The 23992-nt window shown below is 72.5% G+C and carries 23 protein-coding genes; 4 read left to right on the forward strand and 19 right to left on the reverse strand.

The window, feature by feature from the left end; genetic code table 11:
* Window positions 1–47 precede the first annotated feature (47 nt).
* Window positions 48–1598 carry a molybdopterin-dependent oxidoreductase gene (locus ACMXN5_RS11525; protein WP_439675187.1) on the reverse strand — a complete coding sequence of 517 codons (1551 nt, stop codon included), beginning with the start codon at window positions 1596–1598 and terminating at the stop codon, window positions 48–50.
* Window positions 1599–1787: 189 nt separating this feature from the next.
* Here ACMXN5_RS11525 and ACMXN5_RS11530 point away from each other — a divergent pair, with 189 nt between their 5' ends.
* Window positions 1788–2501: a GNAT family N-acetyltransferase gene (locus ACMXN5_RS11530; RefSeq protein ID WP_439675188.1), complete on the forward strand. Its 714-nt coding sequence runs from the start codon at window positions 1788–1790 to the stop codon at window positions 2499–2501.
* Here ACMXN5_RS11530 and ACMXN5_RS11535 read toward each other — a convergent pair.
* The 11 genes from ACMXN5_RS11535 to ACMXN5_RS11585 all read right to left on the reverse strand — a co-directional run bounded on the left by ACMXN5_RS11535 (window position 2480) and on the right by ACMXN5_RS11585 (window position 16142).
* Window positions 2480–7309, reverse strand: coding sequence for a DNA repair ATPase (locus ACMXN5_RS11535; RefSeq protein ID WP_439675189.1), 4830 nt, complete (start codon window positions 7307–7309; stop codon window positions 2480–2482). The genes ACMXN5_RS11530 and ACMXN5_RS11535 overlap by 22 nt on opposite strands.
* A gap of 46 nt (window positions 7310–7355) precedes the next feature.
* A complete protein-coding gene (locus tag ACMXN5_RS11540; RefSeq protein WP_439675190.1) occupies window positions 7356–9386 on the reverse strand; it encodes a flotillin family protein in 2031 nt (676 codons plus the stop codon).
* A gap of 134 nt (window positions 9387–9520) precedes the next feature.
* Entirely contained in the window at window positions 9521–10165 is a 645-nt protein-coding gene (locus ACMXN5_RS11545) for a hypothetical protein (RefSeq protein WP_439675191.1), read from the reverse strand.
* 125 nt (window positions 10166–10290) lie between these two features.
* A complete protein-coding gene (locus ACMXN5_RS11550) occupies window positions 10291–11400 on the reverse strand; it encodes a PucR family transcriptional regulator (RefSeq protein WP_439675192.1) in 1110 nt (369 codons plus the stop codon).
* A 124-nt stretch (window positions 11401–11524) separates the two neighbouring features.
* Window positions 11525–12127 (reverse strand): RdgB/HAM1 family non-canonical purine NTP pyrophosphatase, encoded by a 603-nt coding sequence (gene rdgB / locus ACMXN5_RS11555; protein ID WP_395789825.1) that lies wholly within the window; start codon window positions 12125–12127, stop codon window positions 11525–11527.
* 103 nt (window positions 12128–12230) lie between these two features.
* The gene (locus ACMXN5_RS11560) at window positions 12231–12581 is read right to left on the reverse strand and encodes a cupin domain-containing protein (RefSeq protein ID WP_439675193.1); all 351 of its coding nucleotides are present in this window, start codon (window positions 12579–12581) and stop codon (window positions 12231–12233) included.
* Window positions 12582–12660: 79 nt separating this feature from the next.
* The gene (locus ACMXN5_RS11565; RefSeq protein WP_380035757.1) at window positions 12661–13059 is read right to left on the reverse strand and encodes a hypothetical protein; all 399 of its coding nucleotides are present in this window, start codon (window positions 13057–13059) and stop codon (window positions 12661–12663) included.
* A gap of 282 nt (window positions 13060–13341) precedes the next feature.
* Entirely contained in the window at window positions 13342–14067 is a 726-nt protein-coding gene (gene rph / locus ACMXN5_RS11570) for a ribonuclease PH (protein ID WP_395789831.1), read from the reverse strand.
* Between the two features lie 52 nt (window positions 14068–14119).
* Window positions 14120–14875, reverse strand: coding sequence for an MBL fold metallo-hydrolase (locus ACMXN5_RS11575; protein ID WP_395789833.1), 756 nt, complete (start codon window positions 14873–14875; stop codon window positions 14120–14122).
* Window positions 14872–15036 (reverse strand): hypothetical protein, encoded by a 165-nt coding sequence (locus ACMXN5_RS11580; RefSeq protein WP_439675194.1) that lies wholly within the window; start codon window positions 15034–15036, stop codon window positions 14872–14874. The genes ACMXN5_RS11575 and ACMXN5_RS11580 overlap by 4 nt, the downstream gene beginning before the upstream one ends.
* Window positions 15037–15167: 131 nt before the next feature.
* Complete coding sequence (locus ACMXN5_RS11585; protein ID WP_439675195.1) at window positions 15168–16142, reverse strand: quinone oxidoreductase family protein; 975 nt, start codon at window positions 16140–16142, stop codon at window positions 15168–15170.
* 143 nt (window positions 16143–16285) lie between these two features.
* Between ACMXN5_RS11585 and ACMXN5_RS11590 the strand changes: the two genes are divergently transcribed.
* Window positions 16286–16903 (forward strand): TetR/AcrR family transcriptional regulator, encoded by a 618-nt coding sequence (locus ACMXN5_RS11590; RefSeq protein ID WP_439675196.1) that lies wholly within the window; start codon window positions 16286–16288, stop codon window positions 16901–16903.
* Between the two features lie 115 nt (window positions 16904–17018).
* Here the strand turns inward: ACMXN5_RS11590 and ACMXN5_RS11595 are convergent, their stop codons facing one another.
* The 7 genes from ACMXN5_RS11595 to clpS all read right to left on the reverse strand — a co-directional run bounded on the left by ACMXN5_RS11595 (window position 17019) and on the right by clpS (window position 21665).
* The gene (locus ACMXN5_RS11595; protein ID WP_380035772.1) at window positions 17019–17969 is read right to left on the reverse strand and encodes a PLP-dependent cysteine synthase family protein; all 951 of its coding nucleotides are present in this window, start codon (window positions 17967–17969) and stop codon (window positions 17019–17021) included.
* Window positions 17969–18250: a MoaD/ThiS family protein gene (locus ACMXN5_RS11600; RefSeq protein WP_078977063.1), complete on the reverse strand. Its 282-nt coding sequence runs from the start codon at window positions 18248–18250 to the stop codon at window positions 17969–17971. The genes ACMXN5_RS11595 and ACMXN5_RS11600 overlap by 1 nt, the downstream gene beginning before the upstream one ends.
* Window positions 18251–18417: 167 nt before the next feature.
* Window positions 18418–18516: a putative leader peptide gene (locus tag ACMXN5_RS11605; RefSeq protein ID WP_360307782.1), complete on the reverse strand. Its 99-nt coding sequence runs from the start codon at window positions 18514–18516 to the stop codon at window positions 18418–18420.
* A gap of 152 nt (window positions 18517–18668) precedes the next feature.
* Window positions 18669–19082 (reverse strand): Mov34/MPN/PAD-1 family protein, encoded by a 414-nt coding sequence (locus ACMXN5_RS11610; protein WP_395789841.1) that lies wholly within the window; start codon window positions 19080–19082, stop codon window positions 18669–18671.
* A gap of 69 nt (window positions 19083–19151) precedes the next feature.
* Window positions 19152–20561, reverse strand: coding sequence for an amino acid permease (locus ACMXN5_RS11615; protein WP_439675197.1), 1410 nt, complete (start codon window positions 20559–20561; stop codon window positions 19152–19154).
* Window positions 20562–20689: 128 nt separating this feature from the next.
* On the reverse strand, window positions 20690–21286 hold the full coding sequence (locus ACMXN5_RS11620) for a DUF2017 domain-containing protein (RefSeq protein WP_439675198.1): 597 nt from the start codon (window positions 21284–21286) through the stop codon (window positions 20690–20692).
* A gap of 88 nt (window positions 21287–21374) precedes the next feature.
* On the reverse strand, window positions 21375–21665 hold the full coding sequence (gene clpS, locus ACMXN5_RS11625) for an ATP-dependent Clp protease adapter ClpS (RefSeq protein WP_174861535.1): 291 nt from the start codon (window positions 21663–21665) through the stop codon (window positions 21375–21377).
* A gap of 115 nt (window positions 21666–21780) precedes the next feature.
* Between clpS and ACMXN5_RS11630 the strand changes: the two genes are divergently transcribed.
* Window positions 21781–22755, forward strand: a complete 975-nt coding sequence (locus ACMXN5_RS11630; protein ID WP_439675199.1) for an RDD family protein — start codon at window positions 21781–21783, stop codon at window positions 22753–22755.
* Window positions 22756–22911: 156 nt separating this feature from the next.
* Window positions 22912–23631, forward strand: coding sequence for an RDD family protein (locus ACMXN5_RS11635; RefSeq protein WP_439675200.1), 720 nt, complete (start codon window positions 22912–22914; stop codon window positions 23629–23631).
* Window positions 23632–23992: the final 361 nt, after the last annotated feature.

Here is a 23992-nt window from a genome sequence, read left to right on the forward strand (position 1 = left end):
GGGTTGGTGGGCCCGAGGCTCGGCCCGCCCTCGGCTCGGTCCACCGCTCAGCGGACCGTGACCTCGATGTGGTGGTGGCCGGTGGCACCGTCGGGGATCACGTCGGCCGACTTGTCGGTCTGGACCGCGCCGGTGCCGTCCGTGGCGCGTACCCGCAGGGTGTGCCGGCCCGGAGTGGCGTCCCACGTCCACCGGTACTGGCGCCACGTGTCGGTGGTGGTCTGCGGGGCGAGTTCGGCGGCTTGCCAGGGGCCGTCGTCGACCCGGATCTCCACTGCGGTGATGCCCCGGTGCTGGGCCCAGGCGACGCCGGCGACCGGGACGGGGCCGGCGCGCAGGACCGCCGCGTCGCGGGGGGTGTCCAGCCGCGACTGGGTCTTGATCGGGGCCTCGCGGGCCCAGCCGAGCCGGACCCAGTAGGCGCTGAACGCGGCGAACCGGGTCACCTCGATGTCCACGATCCACTTGCACGCGGACACGTACCCGTACAGGCCCGGCACCACCATCCGGACCGGGAAGCCGTGCTTGATCGGCAGCGGCTCGCCGTTCATCGCGTACGCCAGCATCGCGTCGCGCCCGTCCATCACCTCGCGCAACGGGGTGCCGATGGTCATCCCGTCCGGCGAACGCGAGACGATCTGGTCGGCGCCGGGCCGCACGCCCGCCTCGCGCAGCAGGTCGGCCAGCGGGGTGCCCAGCCACCGGGCGTTGCCGATCAGGTCGCCGCCGACGTCGTTGGAGACGCAGGCGAGGGTGATGTCCCGCTCGATCGGGAAGCGGTCCCGCAGTTGTTCGTAGCTCAGCCGGATCTCCCGGTCGACCATGCCGTGGATGCGCAGTTCCCAGTCCTCGGCGCGCAGTTGCGGCACGGTGAACGCGGTGTCGATCCGGTAGAAGTCCGCGTTCGGGGTCAGGTACGGGGCGACGAAGCCGGGGCCCGCCGGGGCCGCCGCGCTGATCGGCCGGGGCAGCGTGCCCGCGACGCCGGCCCGGGACTTCTCCGCGTTGAAGCGGGCGTGCTGGAGCATCCGGCCGCCGAACCCGGCCAGCGCGGCCGCGGCGGCGGCGCCGACCACGAGTACGGTGCGGCGCGCGGTGTCCGGAGCCGGTTCGGCCGCGTCGTCCTCGGGCGCGACCGGCAGCGGGCGGGCGAGCGGCCGGCGGTCGACCAGGTCGGGGCGGGTGAGCAGGACCAGCGCGAGCACCCCGAACAGCGTGCCGACCAGTGTCGGCGCCAGGTCGGCGGCGCGGTACGAGGGCCGGTCGGCGGCGGTCCACACGGCGAAGCCACCGAGCGCCAGGACCCCGGCGACGCCGTAGCGGAGCCGACGGGCGGCGAGCACCCCGAGGCCGGCCGCGAACAGCGCGAGCAGCACGGCGATCACGGTCAGCAGGAACGCCTTGTCGCCGGTCCCGAAGGTACGGATCGCCCACTCGCGCGGCCCGGTCGGTGCCCGGTCGGTGATCGCCCCGCTGATCGTCACGAACGGCGTGGCCTCCGGCCGGACGAACGCCGCGACCGCCTCGGCCACCCCCACCGCGACCGCGGCCGACACCACGCCGACCACCGCGGCCCTGATCTCGCCGGCACGCCGCACCACGCCCACCTCACGCTCGAAATCCGCCTCCCCTCATCCTGACGCTCCGACCCGGCCGGCGGACGAATCGCCTGCTTACCGTTGTGTGACGAAGCGTCAGCGTCCCGGCGGCGAGAAACCCGAAGGCTTGTTGCACACACCTTGCAATAAGCTTGATCGGTTCGTGTCGCCGCCGTATGGGGAGTTGTCGTGAGCACCGCCGATCGGGAACGGGTCATGTCCGACGCAGAGCTGATCCGGGCCTGGGTCGGTGGGTGGGCGGTGGCTCGGGCGGTGCCGGCGCCGGTCGCGGTGGACGGCGGGTACCGGCTCGACGTCGGACTGCCGGGGCATCGGGTGCGCTACGTGTTCTTCGACCCGGAGCGTCCCGCCGAGGTGGTCCGGACCCGGACCGAGCCCGGCACCTGGATCAAGACCCTCGCGCCCGTCGAGCGGGTACGGCCCGCGCTCACCCCCGCGTGGACCGTGGGCGAGCCGGAGTACCCGATGACCGGACCGCTGCGCCGGCAACCGGTGGCGGCGCCGGCCGGCTACACGATCGAGGTCGAGACCCGGGACGAAACCACCTTCGGCCGGCTGCTCGCCGCCGACGGCGCGGTCGCGGCCCACGGCCGGATCGGGGTCACCGGGGACACCGCGGTGGCCGACCAGATCCACACCGACCCCGCGCACCGCCGGCGCGGCCTGGGCAGCGTGGTGATGACCGTGCTCGCCGACGCCGCCGCCGCGCGCGGCGCCCGGACAGGGGTCCTGGTCGCCACCGCCGCCGGGCGGGAGCTGTACCGCACGTTGGGGTGGACCCAACACGGCGTGCTCACCGCCGCGTGGATCCCGGAGCAGCCGACGCAGGCCGCCGAGGCCGCGCCGGAGTCCGCCTCCGCTCAGCCGCGCGCCGCCAGGTAGGCCCGCTTCACCTCCGCCCACCGCGCCCGCTGCTCGGGGGTCGACCGGCCGCGCAGTTCGGCGAGCTTGAGCAGGTTGGCCTCCGCGTCGGTGGTCAGCGTCTGCGCCTCCGCCGCGTAGTGGTCGTCCAACAGCCGTTCCACCTCCGCCTCGTCCAGGACCGGCAGGATGCGCTCGGCCAGCTTGTTGGTGTCCCGATACGAGCCCTGCAACCGGAACGGCGGTTCGGTGCGCGCCGCCTCGGACTGCGCGGCCGAGGCGATGTAGGCCCGGTTCGCCGCGAGCACCGTCTCCACCACGTGCAGCAGTCGGCGCAACACGGCCAGGATGCGGTCCAGTTCGGTCGCGTCGTACGGGTGCGCGAGTCGATCCGGGCGCGCGGTGCCATCACCCCGGGCCAGCCGGATCAGCAGGTCCAGATCGGCCCGGTCACGCCCGGCGATCGGGGCCAGGACCGGGTTGGCGGTCAGCGCGTTCTCGATGTGGCTGAGCGCGAACAACTCCTCTCGCCCGCCGAGTACTTCGCCCAGGTTCCACACGTCGGCCCGGTTGGCCAGCATGTCCGGGACCCGAAAACGCGCGCCGGACTCGGTGTACGGGTTGCCGGCCATGCACACCGCGAAACGTTTCCCGCGCAGGTCGTAGCTGCGCGACTCGCCGTCGCGCACGCCCTCGATCCGCCGCTGCGCGTCGCACAACGAGACGAATTTCTGCAGCAGTTCGGGCGAGACGTGCTGGATGTCGTCCACGTGCAGCAGCACGTTGGCGCCCAGCTCCAGGGCGAACCCGATCTTCTCCACCTCGCGCCGCGCGGCGGCGTCCGGCGCGGCGGCCGGGTCCAGGGACGTGGTGCGCGCGCCGAGCGCGGGGCCGTCGATCCGGACGAAGAGCAGGCCCAGTCGGGCGGCGACGTACTCCATCAGCGTGGTCTTGCCGTAACCCGGCGGGGACAGCAGGAGCAGCAGCCCCTGACTGTCCGTGCGCCGGTCCGGCCCCGCGGCGCCCAGCTGTTTGGCCAGGTTGTCGCCGATCAGCGGCAGGTAGACCTCGTCGATCAGCCGGTTGCGGACGAACGCCGACATCACCCGGGGGGTGTGCGCGTCGAGCCGCAGCCGCTCGCGGGCGGCTGCCAGCAGTTCGGCGCGCCGACGCTGGTACGCCCGGTACGCGGGCACCCGGGTGCGGCGGAACTCGTCGGTGCGTGCCAGGAATTCGTCCAGCCGCAGGTCCAGCGTGCCGCCGCTCGCCACCCGCGGGTGGGCGCCGAGCAGACCGGTGACGGTGGCGGAGGTCGGGGCGTCGACGTGGTGTCGCTCCAGCGCCGCCCCGCACACCTCGACGGCGATCGCCTCGGCCAACTCCGGGGGCGGGTCGGTGTCGAGGCGGGCGGCGTAGGCGCCGAGCCAGGCGCCGACGAGCTGGTGTCGGGCGGCCAGGTCGCCATCGAGGGCACGCAGGTCCTCGGCGAAGTCCTTGGCCGCCGGGGCGTCGTCGCCGCCGAGCGAGGCGCGGAAGCCGGCCAGGAGCGTGCGGGCGACCGCGCCGGTGGCGAAGCGCGGGCCGCCGGCGGCGAGTTCCTCGAACAGGTAGGCGCCGATCGTGGTGCCCGGCGCGGTGGGCGGGGCCAGCGCCTCGGCCAGGAACCCGGTTGCCCGCTCGCCGAGTTCGGCGGCCAGGTCGGCGACGGCGGGGATCGGGCCGAAGGTGTCCCTGGCCCGGCCGAGCGACTGGGCCCGGGTCGTCCAGGGTTGCCGGGCGTCGGCGGCGACGCCGTGCGCCCAGTACAGCTGGGCCGCGGCCCGTACCTCCGGCGCGAACCGCAGCAGCCCGGCCCCGGCGCTCAGGCGCAGTACGGCCGCGAGCAGCGCGGCGGCGTCCCGATCGTGCACCCCCCGGTCGTAGCCCTCGCCGGGGCGGGACAGCGCGATCCGGCGCACCTCGGCGAGCAGTTCGTCGGCCGGCAGCGCGTCGATCGGGCGGCCCTCGGTCTCCGCGAGCACCACCGCCGCGAGGTATTCGGCCCGGTAGACCTGCGGCGACTCGGACCCCAGCGGCTGGTCGTGGAAGACCCGATGGGCGGCGGGCAGCGGCTCGCGCACCACCTCGCGGTAGTCGGTGCCGGTGATCGCGAACGCGAGGGTGTCCCCGTGCGGGACCAGGGTCAACTCGATCGGGCCGTCGTGCACCGCGAACCGGTGCCGGCCGAGCCGTACGGTGCCCGCCGCGTCGTACAGCTCGGCCCGGTCGCGCAGGGACCGGACGGCCTCCTGGCGGGCCGCGGTGAGCCGGCCCTCCAACTCGCCGGCGCGGACCGGGTCGCCGAGGCGGCGCAGTTCGCCGGCGGTCGAGCGGACCTTGCCGACCAGGGCGTCGGAGGCGAACCAGGTGTTGATCTCGTCGATGCTCGCGAGGGTGGTGATCCGGCGGGCGATGGTGGTCAGGACGCGCTGTGCGGAGTCGGCGAGGCGGCTGCCGTGCCGGGCCCGCTCGTCGAGTCGGGCCTGCTTGCGGGCGGAGAACGCGTCGTGGATGCGCTCGCGTTCGGCGCCGATCCGGGCCAGGTGCTCGTCGAGCGCGCCGAACCCGGCCTCCAGGTCCTCGATCCGGGCCAGCAGCCGGGCCAGGTGTTCGTCGCACTCCTCGGGCGTCTCGGCGGCGGCCAGCGCGCCGACCACGGTCTGCTCCAACAGCGCCATCTCGGCGGCGAACTCGGCGCGCTGCTCGGCGTCGAGCAGGTCGCGGCGGCGCGCGTCCAGGGTCGCGCGGGCCCGGTTGACCCCGCCCAGGACCTCGCCGATCCGGGTCAGGATCGTGGTGCGCACGCCGGCGTCGGTGCCGTCGAGGGTGCCGATCACCTCGGTGACCACGCGCAGCCCGTCGGCCTGTTCCTCGATCCGGGCGGTCAGCGCGCCCGCCTCGGCCACGGTGGCCGACGCGGCGGCCTCGGCGGTCAGCTCGTCGACGATCCGGTGGGTGGCCACGAAGGCGTCGTCGTCGGCCAGGAACGCCACCGCCCGCCGGCCCGCCTCGGCCAGTGCCGCGACCAGCGCGGCATCCGCCTCGGCGAGCGCGTCCGCGTCCAGGTAGCGGATGTCCCGCAGGCTTGCCAACCGGCCCTGCGCGTGCCGCAGTTCGCCGAGCTGCCGGACGCAGGCGCCGGCGCTGTCCGACACCTCGCCGCGCACCCGCCGGGTCAGCGCGGTGGTGCTCGCGACCGCCTCGGCGAGCGTGTCGGCGGCGATCCGGCGCAGATCCAGGACCCGGCGGAACTCCTCGACGACCTCCGCCGCGGCGCCGCGCACGGTGGCCAAGGGTGCGGCAAGGGACCCGAGTTCGGGGTCGCCGAGCCAGTGGTGGGTGTCCTCGACCCGGGCCGCGGCGGCGGTGATCGCGGTGAAGACGGCGGTCGTGGGCGCCGTCTCCTCGGCCATCGCGGCGATCCCGAGGCAGGCGGCGATGCCGCGGACCAGTTCCGGGTTGCCGATCCGGGCCAGTGGGCCGGTGCCCGGCGGGCGCGCCGCCGCGTACGCGTCCGAGGTGTACGGCGTGTCCCACACCTGGACGGTGTGCGTGCGGGTGGGTTCGGGGTCGAGGACCCGCAGGATCGCCATCGTGCCGTCCGCGAAGAACGCCCGGCCGTGCCCGACGATCGGCGCGGCGGCCTCCTCGCGGATCACGTTGTAGGACAGCAGCGTGACCCGGCCCTCGGCCCGGGCGTGGAACACGTACAGCACGTCCTCGCCGTTGGGCGAGCGCACCGTCGCCTCGAACTCGGCGTCGGTGGTGTCGATGTCGAAGGTGCGCGCGCCGCCCGTGCTCGGGTGATAGCCGCCGGAGAAGACGATGCCCTGGTCGTCGGGCAGGCGCCGGCAGGCCGCCGCGATGCCGTCGAGGCGGCGCACCTCGGCGGTGCGCGTGTTGTACACCAGGTGGCGCGGGTCGCTCTCGTTGTACGGGCGCACCCGGACCAGCAGCAGCGGTCCGACCCGGGCGTGCGCGACCTCGGCGTCGGCCAACGACTGGAGCGGGTCGTCGACGGGTTCCGCGTAGACGCCCTCGGCGGTCTCGGTGTCGTTCTCGACCTTGACCACGAGCCGCCCGCCCGACGTGGCCAGGTACAGCGTGTCGGCGATCGCGATGTGCGGGTGCCGGCCCGGGACGTGGTCGGCGCGGGTGCTCTCGGTCCAGGCGAAGTCGTACGCGTCCGGGAAGACGTGCTCGCGCTCGCCCTGCGCGTCGAGGTAGGCGGGAGTGCCGTCGGGGGCCAGTCGCCAGCGCAACACCCGGATGTCGGTGAGGCGTTCGCCGACCCGGAAGACCGCGAGCAGGTGCGTCCCGGTGTCGCGCAGTTGCAGCAGCCGGGTGTCCCGGAAGTAGCGGTACAGCTCGGTGAAGTCCTGCCGGAAACGGGCGTCGTCGAGCAGGCCCGGGACGGCGTCGGTCGGGGCGGCCACGAAGCCCTCCGGGGTGCGCCGGTACAGCGCGAACACGTCGGCGGGCCCCACCTCCTCGCCCGACCCGCCGTCGGTGTTCCAGCCGGCCAGGAGCAGGCCGCCGACCTGGACGATGTCCCGGGCCACCACGGCCCGTTCGGTGTGCAGTCGGTGGGTGCCGGTCAGCGCCGGCGCGCCCCCGCCGTAGGTGCGCACCCGGCGCTCGTTCAACTCCCGCGCCCGCGCGCCCAGTTCGCGGGCGGCGGCGAGCAGTCGGTCGCGCAGCACCTCGTAGGTCCCGGGCTCGGCCTGCGAGGCGCCCGGCACCTCATGGGTCCCGGGCTCGGCCTCCGGGCCGCCCGCCTGGACGCTCACGTTCGGGTCAACTCCCTTGTCCGGCACGGTGATCGCGCGGTCCCCGCTACTTGGCCAGGCCGTTGAGCCGGGGCGGGGCGGTCAGGTCGGCGAGCCGGGTCTCGCCCAGTCCGCCGGCGCGGACCGCGTCCAGCAGGCCCTGGAGGGTGGCCGACTGCGGTCCGCCGCCGGCGATCAGCGCGCCGAGCGCGCCCGCGAGGGTCAGGTCGCGCACGCCGCCCGAGCCCAGGCCCGCGGCCAGCGCGCCGAGGTCGTCGACGAACGTCGAGCCGTTCGGGTCCAGCCAGGAGGCGGCCATCGTGCGCACGGTGTCGGAGCGGTCGACGAAGGCGTCCACGCTCTTCCCGGCGGCCATCGCGCCCATGATCCGGTCGAAGAACATGCTGTCCCCGCCGACGATGTCGATCTTGGCGTTCTCCAGGCCGGTGGCCAGCACGGTGGCCTGCGCCTCGGCGATCTGCCGGTTCACCTCCAGGCCGGCGAGCCGGATCTCCTTCTCCGCCTCCAGACGCAGTCGGTACTCCTCGTGCACCCGGCTGGACTCGTCGAGCGCGGCCATCGCGGCGGCCTTCTCGGTCAGGCCCTCGGCCTCGCCCTTCAGCCGCTCGCGCAGCCCGTCGGCACTCGCCAGCGCCTTCTCGCGGGTCACCGCGGCCTCGGCATGGCCCCGCTTGGACACCGCCTCGGCCATCCGCTCGGTCACCTCGGCCTCGGCCAGGCCCACCGCGGCGGCCTCGGCCCGCTTGCCCTCGGCGGCGCGGATCGCGGCCTGGGTGTCCAGTTCGGCCGACTTGCGCCGGGCCTCGGCCATGGTGAGCTGCTCGGCCGCGCGGTGCCCGGCCGACTGCTCGGCGGCCTCGGCCGCCTTGATGTCCTTGACCAGCCGTCCCTGGGCCTCGGCCTCGGCGTGGATGATCTGCGCCTGCCGCTCGCGTTCGGCCTCCTCGACCATCCGCAGCTTCTTGATCTCCTCCTCCTGCGCGGCCACCGTGCGCTCGACCGCGATCCGCTCGCGGATCACCTCGGCGATGTCCCGCTTCTCCGCCTCGACCTCCTTGTCGCCGGCGATCCGGCGCAGCTGGGTCTCCCGCTCGCGGGCGATCACCTCCAGGAGGCGGTCCTTCTCGATCCGCTCGTTCTCCACCGCGATCACCCGCTCGCGGTTCTTCTGCGCGACGGCGACCTCGCGCTCCCGGTTCTCGTTCTGGATCCCGAGCGCTTCCTCGGTCTTCATGTGCGCCGACTGCGCGCGCAGCCGCTCCTCGGCCTGCACCCGGGAGGTCTCCGCCTCCTCGCGGGCGCGGCTGATCTCGATCTCGCGGCGCTGCTTGATCTCCGCGTCGGCCTGGCGGCGCTCCAGTTCGAGCACCGTCTCGCGGGCCTCGACGTTTTGCCGGGTCATCTCCTTCTCCTCGGTGCGCTGGTACTCGTTGGTGCGCACGTGCTCGATGGTGGTCAGCTCGGTGATCTTGCGAATGCCCTGGGCGTCCAGGATGTTCGCGGCGTCGAGTTGGCTCATCGGGGTCTGTTCGAGGAAGTCGATCGCGGCGTCGTCGAGGTGGTAGCCGTTGAGGTCGGTGCCGATCACCGCGAGGATCCGGTCCCGGAACTCCTCACGCTTGGTGTACAGGTCGACGAAGTCGAGTTGTTTGCCGACCGTCTTGAGTGCCTCGGCGAACTTGGCCGCGAAGAAGTCCTGGATCGCCGCCCGGTCGCTGGCCCGGTCCGCACCGATCGCCTGGGCCACCTTGATCACGTCCTCGACGGTCTTGTTGACCCGGACGAAGAAGTAGATGTGGATGTCCGCCCGGATGTTGTCCCGACAGATCAGCCCCTCGCGCCCGGTCCGGCGGATCTCGATCGTCTTCACCGAGATGTCCATGGTCTCGGCCCGATGCAGCACCGGCAGCACCACGGCGCCGGTGAAGGTGACGTCGACCGTGTTGGCCTTGGAGATGATCAGGGCCTGGCCCTGCGAGACCTTGCGGTAGAGCCGGGTCACGGCGAGGAAGACGACGAGCACGACGAGCAGGACGACGGCGACGAGCACGCCGATGCCCACGGTGATGGCATCCATCAGTGAAATCCCCTGGTCGAACGGGACGTTGGTGACCGCGCGGGCAAAGGCGCGCGGCGGAGGGCGGGCGGAGTGGAAGGCGGGCGGGCGCGTGCCCGTGGACCGGCTCGGGCCGGCCGGGAACACGGAGGGGATCAGCCGGTGACGCGGTCCGGGTCCAGCGCGCTGTCGAAGCGGGTGACCCGGAAGAACTCGCCGGCGACGTCGTAGTCGAAGATCAACGCGGTGTTGCCGGAGACCAGCCCACTCTCGTCGGTACGGACCTGGAGGAGCGCGGTCGAGCCGTCCTCGGCCCGGACCTCGGCCTGACCGAAGTCGTGGCCCACCCGACCGGTCCGGATCAGACAGGTACGACCGACGAAGTCGGCCCGCAGGGAGGGCCGTTCGGGCTTCAGGAAGCGGTGGCCCAGGGCCCGCGCGAGGCGCGCGGCCAACCATCCGGCACCGAGCGCCGCGGGGAGCGCCGCGGCGCGCAGCCACCACCGCTCGGTCAGCGCGGTACCGACCAGGCAGCAGAACCAGGTCACGGCGATCGCGAACGAGATCGTCACCGTGACCGGGACACCGGCGGTGTCGCCCGGGCCGTGGTCCCCATGGCCCCCGTGACCGTCATGACCCCCGTGGGCCCAGTGCCCGCCATGATGACCACCCCCGGGGCCGCCATGGCCCACGGCGACACCGCCGATCAACACCAGCAGCCAGTAGGCCGCCACCACGACGAGCGCGAAGCTGAACAGGACGGCGGGAAACGCCAGTGCCGCCCGCACGAAATCCCCCACCGTCCCACCCCCTCGGCCTGTCGTGCGCCGTCATGGTGGCACCGTCGCGGACCCGCGCGCATTGCCGGAAGCCGGCAGTGTTGATGGCTCCTTGACGTCCGATCCGCGACCCGGGGAAAGCCCGGTCAAAGGGGGGTACCCGGCCAGCCCAGGACGCGGGCGCCGAGCGCGGCGGTCTCCAGGGTGTAGCGCTGCAACGCGTCGCCCGGGTCGTATCCGGTCAGCGTCCGGATCCGCTCCAGCCGATAGGAGAGCGTGCGTACGCTGATCCGCAGCCGGCGGGCGGCCTCGGCGTTGACGTAGCCCGCCGCCGCGCAGGCCGTGATCGTCTCCAGGAGCGGGGCCGCGCCGCCGCGCGCGTGCACCAGCGGGCCGAGCGCGGTGCGCACCAGATCGGCCATCGCCGCCCGGTCGCGCAGCAGTACCGGGAAGACCAGCAGATCGGCGGCGTCGAGCACCGGGCCCGGCAGGTCCAGCCGCTCGGCCAGGTCGAGCGCGCCCAGCGCCTCCTCGTAGGACAGCACGACCCCGCCCGCACCCGAGTGCGATCGGCCCAGGGCGACCCGATCAGCGCTCTCCCGGCCACCGCCCGACCAGGTCGCGTGCTTGGCGAAGGCGGCGAGCACCGGCCGTTCGTCGTCCGGCGCGATGCACACCAGTCGGCCGCCCTTGGTGGTCAGCAGCACGTCGCGTTCGCCGAATCGACCGATCAGCTCGCGCTCGACCCGGCGGACCAGCGGGTGCGCCTCGTCGTACGACACCTCGCCCACCGCCACCGCGACCGCGTGCGCGCGGGCCAGCCGCAGCCCGAACCGCTCGGCGCGCTCGGCGAGTCGGCCCGGATCGCTGCGGCCGTACAGCAGGTCGTCGATGAACTCGCGGCGGGCGGCTTCCTCCTGGCGGACCGCCAACCGCTGGGCCCGCTCGTGGCCGGCGCCCAGCGCGGTGATCGCCGCCTCCGACGCGGTCAGCACCGCCTCGCCCGCCCGGGCCGCCTCGCCCACGCTGCCCGCGCGGGCGATGCCCGGCAGCGTGGTCCACACCCGGCGGGTCTCGCGCAGGTACAGGTCGACCAGCGCGCGCCAGTGGTGTCCGGCCTCCGCCGCCCGCTCGCCGAGGTCGGCCAGCACGTCCAACTCGGCGCGCCGCAACAACCGCCCCGTGGTCGAGATCTCGCCGAGCAGTTCGGCCCAGTCGTGCAGGAACTCGGCGGATATCCCGTCGTCGCTCTTCACGCCTTTTTCCCCCGTACCCCGTAGCCCCGCTTCGCTGCCGGAAATCCGGCACGAAGACGCTACCAACCTTGCCGAATCCCGGCAGGGACGGGCGGATGCGGGCACGGGCAGCCGGGTGCGGTGGTCAGCCGATCAGCTCGGCCACGATCGGGGCCAGTGCGCGAAACGCCTTGCCCCGGTGGCTGATCGCGTTCTTCTCGGCGGCGGTCAACTCGGCGGCGGTGCGGGTGTCGCCGGCCACCCGAAGGATCGGGTCGTAGCCGAAGCCGCCGGTGCCGCGCGGCTCGCGGGTCAGCGTGCCCTCGAACCGGCCCTCGACCACCCGCTCGGTGCCGTCGGGCAGCGCGAGCGCCGCCGCGCACGCGAACCACGCCTCGCGGTGTTCGTCGGCGATGTCGGACAGTTGGGCGAGCAGCAGCCGCAGGTTGGCCGAGTCGTCGCCGTGCGTACCGGCCCAGCGGGCGGAGAAGATCCCGGGCATCCCGTTGAGCGCGGCCACGCACAGGCCCGAGTCGTCGGCGATCGCCGGGAGCCCGGTGGCCCGCGCGATGGCGTGCGCCTTGAGCAGCGCGTTGGCCGCGAAGGTGAGCCCCGTCTCGGGCACGTCGGGCACGTCGGGGTAGGCGTCCATCCCGACGAGTTCGACGTCGAGTCCGACGTCCGCGAGGACCTGCCGGAGTTCGACGACCTTGTTGGCATTGCGCGTGGCGAGTACGAGACGGCTCATGGCGCAAAGCCTAGGGTCGCCGCTCGCCACCGGCCGAACCGGGCGTGCGCGTCACCCCGTCCGGGCGCGGGCGCCCGGATCGCCGCTTCGTCGGTGAGCGCGACTACTTGGCGTAGTCGTGGATATTGCCGGCGAAGTCGAAGACCAGCGCGGCCTCGTCGCCGACGACCCACGCGTCGTGGCCGGGGTCGCAGACGAAGACGTCGCCCGCCGTCAGGTCCTTCTCCTCACCGTCGTCCATGCGGATGTGCATGTGTCCCTGGGCGACGTAACCGTTGTGGTGGAACTGGCAAGTGTCGGTCCCGGCGATGGGCCCGACGTCCTGCGACCATCGCCAGCCCGGCTCGAATCGGGCAACGCCGAAATCGACACCTTCCAGACTGACCACGTCCAGGTGACCGTGCGGTATGTCGCGGCTCTCGTCGGCTTCGTTGATCGATCGCACAGCGAGCATGGTGGATCATCTCCTTCGGAGGTCACCACTTCCATCCTGCGCCTCGGCGCGGACGATCGCGAGCGCGCCGCGGCGCGAGCTACTTGACGCAGATCGTGGTCAGGTTCTTCGCGCCGTTGATCAGCGGCTGCACGTCGCTCGCGCTGAGGTTGCCGCCGTTGGCTGCCTTCGTGCTGAGCTGGGTGATCACGTCGCCCAGGCCGTTCGCGGCGTTCTTCGCGTCGTCGGAGTCCAGGTCCTTGGTCTTGTCGTTCAAGGTCTTCTGGAGGTTGTCGAGCGCCTTGCGGGCGGCGGGCGGGTCGTTCAGCACCTTGCCGAGATCGGAGACATCGTTGGTGAGGTTCATGGCCAGTTCGGCACACGAGATCGCCTTCTGCGCCTCGCTGCACGCGGCGGTGGCGAACAACGCGCCCGCCATGGCGGTGGCGGCGATCGTAACGCGCAGGACCCGGCGCGGACGGTACGTGGCGCGGAACATGGTGCTCCTCGTCAGAGACGGGCCGTCGGGCCCGGTCGTGGCTGCCGCTGATCGGGATGACCAGGTGCCATGACCGTACTGGTGTCCGGGGCCGCGCCGGGCCGACGGTCGCACACCCGGTGCGTGTCGGTTGCGTGTACGTGACACTCGCAACCGGCGCGTGACCACCGTTTGCCACGGTATGCCGGGAACACCCTCTCAGGGCACCGCCATTGCCTCCCCGCAGGCCCCGGGACCCGAGGTCTGGGCCCCGCGGCCCCGGGGGCTCCGCCGCTCGGTCGCTCAGCCCTCCAGGGCGCGCTGCTGAAGCCCCGTCAGTTCCGCGCAGCCTCGGGCGCCCAGGTCCAGCAGATTGTTGAGCAGCGCCCGATCGAAAGGCTCCTTCTCCGCGGTGCCCTGCACCTCGACGAAGCGCCCGTCCCCCGTGCAGACGATGTTCATGTCGGTCTCGGCCCGCACGTCCTCCTCGTACGGGAGGTCGAGCATCGGCACCCCGTCGATGATCCCGACGCTGACCGCCGCCACCGACCCGATCAGCGGGTTGGCGCCCTTGCGGGTGAGCTTGTGCTCGCGCGCCCAGGCCACCGCGTCGGCGAGCGCGACATAGGCCCCGGTGATCGCCGCGGTCCGGGTGCCGCCGTCCGCCTGGAGCACGTCGCAGTCCAGGTGGATGGTGGTCTCGCCGAGCGCCTTGGTGTCGATCACCGCACGCAGCGAGCGGCCGATCAGCCGCGAGATCTCGTGGGTACGCCCGCCGATCCGGCCCTTGACCGACTCGCGGTCGCCGCGGGTGTGGGTGGCGCGCGGCAACATCGAGTATTCGGCGGTCACCCAGCCCTCGCCGCTGCCCTTGCGCCAGCGCGGCACACCCTCGGTGACGCTGGCGGCGACCAGGACGCGGGTACGGCCGAACTCGACGAGGACCGAGCCCTCGGCGTGGTCGAGCCACTTGCGCTGGAAGCCGATGGGGCGGAGCTGCTCGGGGGTACGGCCGTCTACTCGTGACATGCCTCCAGCCTAAGCCGTGGCAGGTGCCGGTCCGGACCGCCCGGCGCCGGGTTCAGACCGTGTGCGAGGCATCCGGCAGGGCCAGGTCGACGGCGCCGCTGAAGGTCTTGCGGGCGTCGTCGAGATTGCGCTCGCGACTGGTCCACGGCGGGATGTGGGTGAGCAACAGCCGCCCCACACCCGCCCGTTCGGCATGCTCGCCGGCCTGCCGGCCGTTCAGGTGCACGTGCGGCAGGTCTTCTCGGCCGTGCTCGAACGACGCCTCGCACAGCAGCAGGTCGGCGCCGCGCGAGATGCGCACCAGGTCGTCGCTGACCCCGGTGTCGCCGGAGTAGACCAGCGATCGCCCGCCCGCCTCGATCCGGAACGCGTAGGACTCGACGGGGTGCGGCATGCGGTCGGCGGTGATCCGGAAGGGGCCCACGTCGAAGGTGCCGGTGACCACCGTGCGGAAGTCGAACACCTCGGCCATGCGCCCGTTGTCGATCGCGCCCTCGACGTCGTAGGCGCGCGCGATCCGCTCGTGCGTATCGGCCGGCCCGTAGACCGCCAGCCGGGGCAACTCCCCCGCCGGGCAGTACTTGCGGGCCACGAAGTAGCAGGCGAGGTCGAGGCAGTGGTCGGCGTGCAGGTGGCTGAGCAGTACGGCGTCGATCGAGCCGAGCGTGGCATGGCGCTGGAGGGCGCCGAGCGCGCCGTTGCCGAGATCGACCAGGATCCGCACCCCGTCGGCCTCCAGGAGGTAGCACGAGCAGGGGCTGTCCGGTCCGGGAAAGCTGCCGGAACACCCGACGACGGTAAGTTTCACGCGAGCGCTCCGAACACGTCGACGCCGGCGACCCCGAGCACGTCCCGCAGCGGCCGACCGGCCACATGCGGCGACCGCTCGAACCCGGTCCGGGCCACGGGAGGGCCACCGACCCCGGGATCGACGATCCCGCTCGGCGCGCCGCTGGATACGAACACCACCCCCCGAGAGTACGCAGAGACCCCCCACGCGCCCCCACACAACGCCCCCGGAGTAACCGACGTCATACCGCCCGCCCCACCCGAGCACCGGCGGACGGCGGGAAAGCCGACGACCGTCCGCTTCGGCAGCGTCAGGGGACGAGCAGGATCCGCCCGAGTTGGGCGCGTTCTTCCAGCAGTCGGTGGGCCTGTACCGCCTCGGTCAGCGGGAGGGTCGTGTGGACCGCCACGCGCAGCCGGCCCGACGCCAGGTGTTCGGCGAGTTCGGCCACTTCCTCGCGGGCCCGTTCGGGGGCGGCGGCGCGCCAGGCCAGGAGGGAGAAGCCGGCCACGGACCGGAGGGCGAACAGGTCGGTGAGCGCGATGCCGGACACGTCGCCGCTCGCCGCGCCGTAGGCCACGACCCGACCGAACGGCGCCACCACGTCGAAGCCGCGGCGCAGGATGTCCCCGCCCACCGAGTCCAGCACGACGTCCACGCCACCGGGCACGACCTCCCGCACCCGCTCCGGCCAGTCGGCGGCGCCGTAGTCGACGGCGAAGTCGGCGCCGTACGCCCGGACGAAGTCGAACTTGGCGGCCGACCCGACGGCGGCGACGACCGTACCGGCGCCGAGCAATTTGGCCAGTTGCACGACGAGGTGGCCGATCCCCCCGGCGGCGGCGTGCACCAACACCGTCTCGCCCGGGGCCAGTCGCCCGGTCCGCACCGCCCGCAACGCCACCGGCGCGGCCAGCGGCAGCGCGCTCGCCGCGCCGGCGTCGAGCCCGTCGGGCACCGCCACCGCCCACTCGGCGTCGGCGAGCACGAAGTCGGCGAACGCGTCCTCCGCCAACGCGGCCACCCGCGCGCCGACCGGCGGCCCGCCCACCCCCGGGCCGAGCGCTTCGACCCGGCCCACCACGTCACCGGTGAGCACCCCGGGCAACGGCCGCCCGAACAGCGGACCGGCGGCGGGCCCGCGGCGGAACCGGGTGTCGACGAAGTTGGCACCGATCGCCTCGCTCCGGATCAGCACCTGTCCCGGTCCGGGCGTCGGCACGTCGGCCTCCTCCACGGTGAGGACTTCCGGATCGCCGTACTCGTGATAGCGGACTCGTCGCATTGGACCCTCCGGGCGGCAGGAGAACATGGTGGATACTCGACCCGGCACCAAAATGGACCGCCGGTCAAGTTGACTCTGAATGTACTGGACCGCCGGTCAAGTTGTCCATGGATCACCAGCCTCGACCAGTGATGAGGAACGCGATGCCCGAAACCCCCACCGACCGCCCGGAACGTGCCGACGCGGCCCGCAACCGGCGCGCGATCCTGCGCGCCACCGAGGAGCTGCTGGCCCGGCACCGCCCGGAGCAGATCTCGATGGAGCAGGTCGCCGCGGCGGCGGGCGTCGGGAAGGGCACGGTGTTCCACCGCTTCGGCACCCGGATGGGCCTGATGGAGGCCCTGATGGCGGAGCGCGCACTCGCCCTGACCGAGGCGGTCACCACCGGTCCGCCGCCGCTCGGCCCCGGCGCCCCGCCCGGGGAGCGCCTGCTCGCCTTCCTCGACGCCATCGTCGACGTGGTCGCCCGCAACAAGGGCCTGATGGCCGCGCTCGGCCACGCCGCGAGCACCACCCCGAAACCGGCCGCCGACCCCGCCGAGGACCCGCGCACCGCACACCCGGTCTATGGGTTCTGGCACGGACACATCGCCGACCTGCTCGCCGCCCGCCGCCCCGACCTCGACGCCGAGACGCAGGCCCACCTCCTGCTCGCCGGTTTGCAGAGCCGATCGGTGTTGCGCCTGCTCGAACAGGGCGAGGGCGAACGGGTCGCCGCCGCCGTACGCACCCTGGCCGAAGCGCTGCTCACCGCCGCCTGAACACCCACGCCCCCCAACGCGTCGAGGCCGCCTCCACACCCCCGGCGCGAACCGGGAGGCGGGAAGCGGCCTCGATACGAGAACAGAGAACAAGAACAAAGAGCGAACAGGAACCTCAGGCCCAGAGTTGCCCGTGCAGCCCTTCCACCGCGGCCTCGGTCGACTCGGCCGTGTAGATCCCGGTCGACAGGTACTTCCACCCGCCGTCCGCGATCACGAACGCGATGTCGGCGGACTCCCCCGCCTTGACCGCCTTGCGCGCGATGCCCAGCGCGGCGTGCAGCACCGCGCCGGTCGAGATGCCCGCGAAGATGCCTTCCTTCTCCAGCAGTTCGCGAGTGCGCCCGACCGCCTCGGCGGAGCCCACCGAGTAGCGCGTGGTCAGCACGTCGCCGTCGTACAGCTCCGGCACGAATCCCTCGTCGAGGTTGCGCAGCCCGTACACCACGTCGTCGTAGCGCGGCTCGGCCGCCACGATCGTCACGCCCGGGACCTTCTCGCGCAGGTAGCGCCCGACGCCCATCAGCGTGCCGGTGGTACCCAGACCCGCCACGAAGTGGGTGATCGTCGGCAGGTCCTCCAGCAGTTCGGGGCCGGTCGTCGCGTAGTGCGCGTCCGGGTTGGCCGGGTTCCCGTACTGGTACAACATCACCCAGTCGGGATGCTCGGCCGCCAGCTCCTTGGCCACCCGCACCGCGGTGTTCGACCCGCCCGCCGCAGGTGAGGCGATGATCCGCGCGCCCCACATGCGCAGCAGCTCGCGGCGCTCCTCGGAGGTGTTCTCCGGCATCACGCAGACGATCTCGTAGCCCTTGAGCTTGGCCGCCATCGCCAGCGCGATGCCGGTGTTGCCCGAGGTCGGCTCCAGGATCGTGCACCCCGGCGTGAGCAGCCCGTCCCGCTCGGCCGCCTCGATCATGTGCAGGGCCGGGCGGTCCTTGATCGAACCGGTCGGGTTGCGGTCCTCCAGCTTGGCCCACACCCGCACGGTCGGCGACGGCGACAACGTCGGCAGGCCGACCAGCGGGGTCCGGCCGACCGAGTCGAGCAACGATTCGTAACGCATCAGATCGAGCCGCCGGCGACCGCCGGAAGAATCGTCACGGTGTCGCCGTCGTCCAGCTTGGTGGTCAGGCCGCCGGTGAAGCGCACGTCCTCGTCGTTGAGGTAGACGTTGACGAAGCGGCGCAGTTCGCCGTTCTCCTCGACGAGTCGGGCGCGCACGCCCGGGTGCCGGACCTCCAGGTCGACCAGCAGGTCGGCGAGCGTGGCGCCGCTGCCGGGCACGGCCTTCGCGCCGTCGGTGTAGGTACGGAGGATGGTCGGGATGCGGACCTCGATGGCCATGGATGCGCTCCTCTGGTTGTGACGCGAACGGAGAGAACGCAGTCCGGACGCGGGCCGCACCCCCGACGCTCCATCGGAGGCGGTGGGGCGGGGGGTCGTTCATATGCGCCGGTGCTGCGGGACGTGCCTGCTGCCTGGGTGCCTGGTGGGCCGATCCGACCTCGGGATCAGCCCACGCGCGCAGCGCGACAGAGGGCGCTGGAGAGTCGGCACAGGTCGACGTGCAGGCGTGCGACAAGGAAGGCACCCGGGGCTCCGCCCGGCACCGCTTCCGTCGTATTCACGCCCGCATAACGCATATGGTCATGCTAGCCATTCCCCCGGGGCGCTCCGATGTGATCTCGCATGCCGGAACATCCCATATCGACGGGTGAGACGGCGGCGGGACGAGAGTGGGGACGCCCCCGCCGTTCCCCGGTCAGTAGGCGTCCACCACGTTGACCTCCTCCTCGGTGATCACGCCGTCGACGATCCGGTACGACCGGAACTCGTAGGTGTCCTCCTCGCGCGTGGACACGAGCACGTAGTGCGCGTTCGGCTCGGACGCGTACGACACGTCCGTGCGCGACGGGTACGCCTCGGTCGCGGTGTGCGAGTGGTAGACGATCACCGGCTCCTCGTCCCGGTCGTCCATCTCCCGGTAGAGCTTGAACAGGTCGGCCGAGTCGAACTCGTAGAACGTGGGCGAGCGCGCGGCGTTGAGCATCGGGATGAACCGCTCGGGGCGGTCGCTGCCCTCGGGCCCGGCGACGACGCCACACGCCTCGTCGGGGTGGTCGGCACGGGCGTGGGCGACGATGCGATCGCGCAGGGCTGCGGTGATGGTGAGCATGCCCCGAGCGTACTGAGCACTCGTGCGACCCGTGTGCCCGCGCGACCGGCGCCGGCTCCGCCCCCGCGCTCAGGCCCGTGCCCCGTGTCCGCGCCGCACCGGGATGTACGCCACCACCAGGAACACCACCCAGATCGGCACCACGTACAGCGCGATCCGGGTGTCCGCCGAGAAGCCGAGCAGGACCACCACCATCGCCAGGAACGCCAGCACCGCCCAGCCCGTGTACGGCGCGCCCGGCATCCGGAAGCCGTGCCCGGCCAGCCGTCCCCGGTCCACCGCGCGCCGGTAGCGCATCTGGCAGCCGACGACCATGCCCCACGTCCACAGCGCGCCGACGGTGGCCACCGAGGTGATGTACATGAACGCCCGGTCCGGGACCAGCGCGTTGACCAGCACCCCCAGGCCCATCACGGTCGCCGAGACGGTGATCGCCATGGCCGGCACCCGGTGCGAGCTGAGCCCGCTCACCCGCGGCGGCGCCTGCCCCTCCACCGCGAGCGTGCGCAACATGCGACCGGTCGAGTACAGCCCCGAGTTGCACGAGGACAGCGCCGCGGTGAGCACCACGAAGTTGATGATCGCCGCCGCGGCGGGGATGCCCACCCGGTCGAAGACCAGTACGAACGGGCTCTCCTTGGCGTGGAAGTCGGTCCACGGCGCCAGCGAGAGGATGATCACCAGGGCGCCGATGTAGAACAGCCCGATCCGGAACGGGATGGTGTTGATCGCGCGCGGCAGCACCTTCTCCGGGTTCTGCGCCTCGCCCGCGGTCACCCCGACCAGTTCGACGCCCAGGAACGCGAACATCACGATCTGGAGCACCAGCAGGGTCTGTCCGACACCGTTGGGCGCGAACCCGCCGTCGGACCACATGTGCGAGACGGACGCCTGGTCGCCGGCCTCGCCGAAGCCGAAGATCAGCACCCCGATGCCGACCAGGATCATCCCGATGATCGCGGTCACCTTGATCATCGAGAACCAGAACTCGAACTCGCCGAACAGTTTGACCGAGATCAGGTTGGCCGCGAACAACACGAGCAGCACCACGAGCGCGGTCACCCACTGCGGCACCGCCGGCCACCAGTACTGCACGTAGACACCCGCGGCGGTGATCTCCGCCATCCCGGTGACCACCCACATGATCCAGTACGTCCACCCGGTGACGAACCCGGCGAACGGACCGAAGAACTCCCGCGCGTATTCCGCGAAACTGCCCGCCACCGGGCGGTACATCAACAGCTCGCCCAGCGCGCGCATGACGAAGAAGATCATTACGCCGGCCACCGCGTAGGCGGCGATCAAGGACGGCCCGGCCTTCTCGATCGCCCCGCCCGCACCGAGGAACAGCCCGGTGCCGATCGCCCCGCCGATGGCAATCATCTGGATCTGCCGGCCGTTCAGCCCCCGCTCGTAGCCCTCGGCGTCCGCACCGGGCCCGGCCGCCGAGGCGGTCGATCCGGATTCGGTCTCCGTCATGATCGCTCCCGTTCGTCGGTACGGAGGCCGTATTACCAACGATGGGGAGCGGAAACCGGTATTCCGATTGTTCCGGTGTGTCCTTTTGGCTGAATGGCCGGTTCACCGTGCGTGCGCCCGGTGCGGGCCTACAACGCTCCGAGCAGCGAGTCCTGGAGGCCGCCCAGCCAGTGGAACACCGCGAACAACCACCGGCGCGGGTCGTCGTCGGCCAGCTTGGCCTCGAACTCCTCCATGTCCTCGGTGACTTCCAGTCGTGTACCGATCACCAGGCGCAGGTCGTTGAGGGTGCCGAGCCAGGCCTGCACACCCGCCGCGTCCAGCACCACCCGGTGCTCGCGGCCGCTCATCACCTCGTCGTCCTCGGCCGGTTCGGTCAGGTCGACCAGTTCGGCCAGGTCGGCGAGCACGATCCGCGCGTTGTCCCGCTTGCGCAGCCGCAGGTCGGTCTCGGTGTACCGGCGGAACTCGGCCGCCGCCTCCACGTCGTCGGCGTAGGCGTCCGGCAACAGACGGGCCAGCGCCGGATCGTCCGGAGTGGCCGGCACCTCGGTCGAGCCGAGTCCGGTCAGGCCCAGTTCGGCGGCCAGCGGATCGACCGCCTCGTCGTCGGGCGAGACCATCTCGACCAGTTGACCGCACAGATCGGCCAGCACTCGCACGTGCATGTCTTCCAGGACGATCTCGGGCCGTCCCGAGCGTCCGCGCATGAAGAGGCCGTTCACAGGCTGTGCAACTCCCGGAGAATATGGGCGAGGAGAGGGTGCGGCGGGCGCCCGAGGGCCCGGCCGGGTCGTGCGAACCGCGCGGGCGTCACTTGTCGTGCTGGATGGTCGCCCACAGCCCGAACCCGTGCATCGCCGTGGTGTCGCGCTCCATCTCCTCGCGCGTCCCCGACGACACCACGGCCCGACCCTTGTTGTGCACGTCGTGCATCAGCTTCTCGGCCTTGCGCTTCGGATAGCCGAAGTAGGACTGGAAGACGTAGGTGACGTACGACATCAGGTTGATCGGGTCGTTCCAGACGATGCACACCCACGGGGTCTCGGCCCGGACATCCTCGTCGGGCTGATGCTTCTCGACCTCGATGGGTGCGACACTCATGGGTCCCATGCTGCCATCAGCCCAGGGCCCGGGCGAACCGGCTCGACGGGGCCGGCGTGCCCGGATGTGACCCGGGGCGTACCCGTCCCCCCTCGGGTACGGCAAAATCCCGCGCATGTCCTCTGCGCCCGCACCGGGTTGGTACCCGGACCCGGAGATCACCGGCCACATCCGTTACTGGGACGGCGGTGCCTGGGTGCCGGACAGCAGCCGGCCGGCCGAGGAACCCGGCCGGCCCGCCGACGGCTCGACCGCCGACGCGGGCGGGGCGGGCGGCGCGGGCGGTGGCGCGGCCGGTGGCTCCGCGATCCGGGCCAACGCGCCGGAGGCGATCGGGCAGGGCGGCCGGGTGATCCGCGGCGAGGTGTTGTCCACCAGCACGGGCGCGCCGTACGACATGTCGTCGACCGGGATGTACGCGCCGCCGAGCGCCGAGCCGGGACCGGGCGGGGCGGGTGTGCCGCGTTCGGGGCCGACGGGGCCGACCGCACCGACCGGTGGGGCGAGGGGGGCGACGCCGCCGGGGGAGGCCGTGCCGCCGCCGCGCGCCGGTGGGGAGGCGGGGCCGTGGCGGCCGGTACAGGCCGATCTGTTCGGCAGCAACGAGCGGCGGCCGGCGCACCTGGGCCGGCGCCTGCTCGCCCGGATCGCCGACGCGCTGGTGCCGCTCGCGGCCGGCATCGCGGTGGCCATCCCGATCGTGCCGGACGCGGTCGACCACATCCGGGACAAGATCGACCGAGCCCGGTACGAGGGTCGCGACACCACGGTGTGGCTGCTCGACGGCACCACCGGCACCACGCTCGCGATCGTGCTCGGCACGGTGCTCGCGGCGGCGCTGCTGTACGAGGCGCTGCCCACCTGGAAGTGGGGCCGCTCGCTGGGCAAGACCCTGTTCGGCCTGCGGGTGGCCGACCTGGACAGCCACGACACCCCCACGCTGTGGCAGTCGGTACGGCGCTGGCTGGTCCTGTACGTCCCGGGCGTATTCGTGGTCGGCGTGCTCGGCGCGCTGTGGGGGCTGTTCGACCGCCCGTGGCGCCAGGGGCTGCACGACAAGGCGGCCCGCACGTTCGTCGCCCGGGACTGACCTGGCGGGCGGGGGTCGGGCGGGGGGCCGGGCGGGTCGGCCCGATGTGCCCACTCACCCGACTCGCCCGCCCCCGTCACCCGTACAGACGCGACACGCCAGGGTTGGCCCAAGGCGTCACACTCGCGTCGGCTTTTGTCCGCTTTACTCAGTTTTATGACAGGAAGCCCACCGCCCCCGCCATCTTCCGACCCGTCCGGCAACGACCCGACGCGCGGGAATCCGTACGGACAACAACCGCCGGCCGGAAACCAGCCTTCGTACGGGCAGGACCCGACCGGGCAACAGCCGCCCTACGGGCGGGATCCGTCCGAGCAGCCGCCGTACGGCCAGGACCCCACGGGTCAGTACCCCTACGGTCAGGGCGGCCCGTACGGCCAGGAGCCGACCTACGGCGCGGGCGCAGGCACGGGCGGCGGCGGATACGGCGGCGGGCCGACGCTCGGCGGACCGCTGCGCCGACTGGTCGCGCGGATCATCGACAGCCTGATCGTCGGCGTGGTCGCCGGCCTGATCTCCTGGCCGATCGTCGGCAGCGACTACGACTACGACGACGTGTCGTTCGGCGCGCAGTTCGCGTCGGGGCTGATCTTCTCGCTGCTCTACTTCCTCTACGACGGCTTCCAACTCGACAGGTTCGGCCGCACCCTCGGCAAGCGGGTGATGGGCATCCGGGTGGTTCGGGTGGCCGACGGCGGGCCCATCGCGGGGTCGATCGCGTGGACCCGCGCCGGCGTGTACACCCTTCCGGTCATCGTGCCGTGTCTGGGCACGCTGTTCTGGCTGGTCAACGTCCTGTGGCAGTTCTGGGATCAGCCCTGGCACCAGTGCCTGCACGACAAGGCCGCGCACACCACGGTCATCCGCGGGGCGTGATCCGAGCCGAGTGATGCCGTGCGCGGATCCCGAGTACTGCCGTCGTCGTGCCGAGCGCGACCCCGATGCCCATGGCGACGGCAGCCCCCGCCACGGTGCGCGGTTCCCATGCCGCGAGTAGTGAGACCGTCAAGACGATCGTGACGAATACGCCGTAGCCGAGTCGGAAGAAATCTCCTCTTGCCACGACGCACCACCTCCCCTGCACCCCTTTGTGCACGCCCCCCTGTTTCACGCTACTGCGCGCGACGCGCAATGTAAGCATTCGATTGCGATCGGGATTTATCGGTCCCGACGCCGGGCACCCTTCCGCGACCGGTCGGGGTGGTGATCCTCGATCTCGGACCACCCGAGCCCCGGA

The organism is Embleya australiensis, from assembly GCF_051903075.1.
Lineage (GTDB): Bacteria > Actinomycetota > Actinomycetes > Streptomycetales > Streptomycetaceae > Embleya.